Genomic DNA, 3,025 nt, shown 5'->3' with positions numbered 1-3,025 from the left:
TCCTTTTTCTTTGCGGACGCCTATTCATCTTGGCAGAGAGAAAGCAATGAAAACGCAAATGGCTTACTAAGAGAATACTTCCCAAAGAAAACAGATTTAGCTGCTATATCTGATGAGGCTTTGAACAAGGCCTTATATGATATCAATCACCGACCACAAAAATGTTTAGATTACAGAACTGCTTATGAAGCTCTAGTGGATGAGTTAGAGTAAATGTTGCGCTTATTCTTGCAATTTATCTTATACAAAAACGAAATTACACAATCTTTGTATATTTTACTTGCATATTGATTGAATTATTCCACTCACTAAAGTATAATATACAATGTGAGGTGACTAATTTTTTAAGTATCGTCAGACAGTTTAGAGATAGTTATTTAAACCCTCTGGACTATCTGTTTTATTATATTAGCAAACTAAAAAAGTAAGATAGATTGTTGATATTAAATCAAATATGAAGCCATAAGTGATGATAAAAGCTTGAGATTTAGCATAAAAATCTCTTGTTATTTCTCTTTTAGGAGGAATTAGATCAAGAGAGTTAATTAATTATAAAAAGGAATATAATATATTAATGTTTAAGAAAACTGGTGAAACAAAGGGACATGGTTCAATCCGTAAGAATAAAGTTTATGGTGCGATTGGAGTTCTAATATTTGGGATTATTGCAATGTTTAGCTTCCATGAAGGTGTGGTAGCTGATGAAATTAAGGCTACTAAGACAACCGCCTTAGCTCCTGTAGCAGAAGCTTCTGATACCAGCTTGATTGTTCAAGCGAAAACTGTTGCAGCCGAAGTTGCTGAAGCAAAATCGTTGGCAGCTTCATCAGCACCTGTGCCTGTTTCGATGGTAGCTGCTGGGAACCCTGCTGAAGGACAGCCAAATGTAACAGTTGAAAATCAAGAATTAAAAGATGCTATTGCTACTGCTCAAGCTTCTAATATTGAAGTAAAACAAAAACCAACTGAGATCATTGGAACAGCTAATACACAAGAAGAAGCTGCAAACTTAGAGGCTGATGCAATTGCTCGTGAAAAAGAGCAAGCCCAAAGTATACGAGAGTCAACTGATAAATATAACAGTGATTATGCAACAGCTCAAAGTAACACTCAAAAGCCCGGTTATCTTAGTGAAGTTGTAACTCAAGGACTGAAATTTGAAAACGAACCAAATGCTCACCTATCAATTACAGGTACAACTGAATTTGGTCAGCAAGATACGCCTAGAGCGTACTCATATGAAGAATATATAGGTAGTGGTAGGACATTTGCTAATAATCCAATAGCTGCATACAAAACTTCTGCATCAGGGAATTTTGTGATTCCCAAAATTAACAAAGGTCAAACTATAACAGCTACTTACACAAATCTACAAAATTCTAGCTATAATGGTACAAAAATTGCTAAAGTTGTTTATGAAGTAACAAATTTAAATAATGGGATAGGAATAATCGGTTTTGCTGAGAAAGATCCAACAAAAGGAATCTATACTTTTTATAATTTATCAGCACCGTCTAGGTATGGTGTCAAAATCCGTTTTTATGATGAAGATGATAATCTCATTCAATTTAATCAAGAAAACCCAGCTATATTAGCGCTGACAAGTTTGTCAAAAACGATATATAAGGGACAAACTCATGAGGAAGGGATAACAGATTATAACTTTAAACCAGTAAAAATAACGGGTTCCTATGTTGATAAACAATCTGATAATCGTTTAGCTGCAAGTAGTCCGACACAAAATATCCCAGATAGATATAACCATCCGGATTTTTATAAGACTAGTATCGCTGGTGTAATAGATAATGGCGATGTTATCTCGTTTACCATGCGTAGGGATTCAGAGTTTGATAGCGGGTACTGGCTAGCCATTACAAGTAAATTGCCTTCACCTTTCGTTTTAACTAAGCCTGACCTCAGTTATAATTTTTTCAGTTACAACACAGCCGGAACAGTATTGCTTGATAATTATATTCAAGGAACAACGACTAAACTGACCGAAACACAAATAATTAAGCCTAAAGGGACGCCCACAGGAGAATCTTATGTAGCGTCACATGAAGAACGGGTGCATTTCAATGGGAAAGTTTATAAATATGTATCGTCAAGTGAAAATGCAATGGGCACAGTGAGGTTGGGGGTTACAAATGTATATAACTATTATATTGAGGCAATAGGAGGTGCCAGGGTTGTTTATCTTGATGATGACGATAATAAGAAGATTTTAGAGACTAAAGAGCTGATGGGTTATTATGGTCAAACAGATACCTATAGGACTGCCGCAACACTTCAGTATTACCAAAACTTACACTATGAAGTTGTTTCAGATAATTATCCAAGCGTCGGTGTGACGTACGATGAAACTATTCAAACCTTTGAAGTCCATTTGCGCCATAAGACGATTCCGGTTGAAGAAACGAAAACGGTGACCGAGACCATCCAATATGTCTATGAGGACGCGAGTCAGGCGGCAGAGTCTAAGGTTCAGACGCTGGAGTTCAAGCGGACCAATACCAAGGATTTGGTGGCTGGCCGGATCATCCAGGAAGGCGTCTGGAGTCCGTCAGAGAGCACCTTCCCAGAGGTAACCTCTCCTGTAATTGCCGGGTACACAGCGGATCATCCGACAGTTGATGCAGTTGCGAACATCAGTGCCACCAGCAACGATGTGGCACGTAAGGTCACCTACAAGGCCAATGCGCAGCAACTGACTTATACGGTCATTGATGAGACAACAGGTCAGACATTAGAAGATAAAGTTTTGTTGGAAAAAGGTGTCTCCAACGGGGCTGTGTCAGGGCAAGCGCAAACAACTTACGATGCTGTTGTAGCAGGCTATCAGGCCCAGGGCTATGAGTTGGTATCGCAAGAATCTCTTCCGACTCAGTTTGATACCGACGATGCGACGGATCAGAATGTCACGGTGCGTCTGCGCCATAAGACGGTTTCGGTTGAAGAAACGAAAACGGTGACCGAGACCATCCAATATGTCTATGAGGACGCGAGTCAGGCGGCAGAGTCTAAG

General features: G+C 38.9%; 2 protein-coding genes. Both read left to right on the top strand.

Annotation, left to right across the window (positions count from 1 at the left end; all coding sequences use genetic code 11):
• The coding region (locus tag M1F56_RS09630) for a transposase (protein ID WP_432654207.1) at positions 1-213 on the top strand (213 nt) is incomplete at its 5' end.
• Positions 214-574: 361 nt separating this feature from the next.
• Positions 575-3,025 (top strand): mucin-binding protein (locus M1F56_RS09625; RefSeq protein ID WP_282184698.1); only part of this gene is annotated, 2,451 nt, incomplete at its 3' end.

Origin of the sequence: Streptococcus oralis, from assembly GCF_023109005.1 — a bacterium.
Taxonomy (GTDB): domain Bacteria; phylum Bacillota; class Bacilli; order Lactobacillales; family Streptococcaceae; genus Streptococcus; species Streptococcus oralis_BU.
This window is presented reverse-complemented; position numbering and strand designations above follow the sequence as displayed.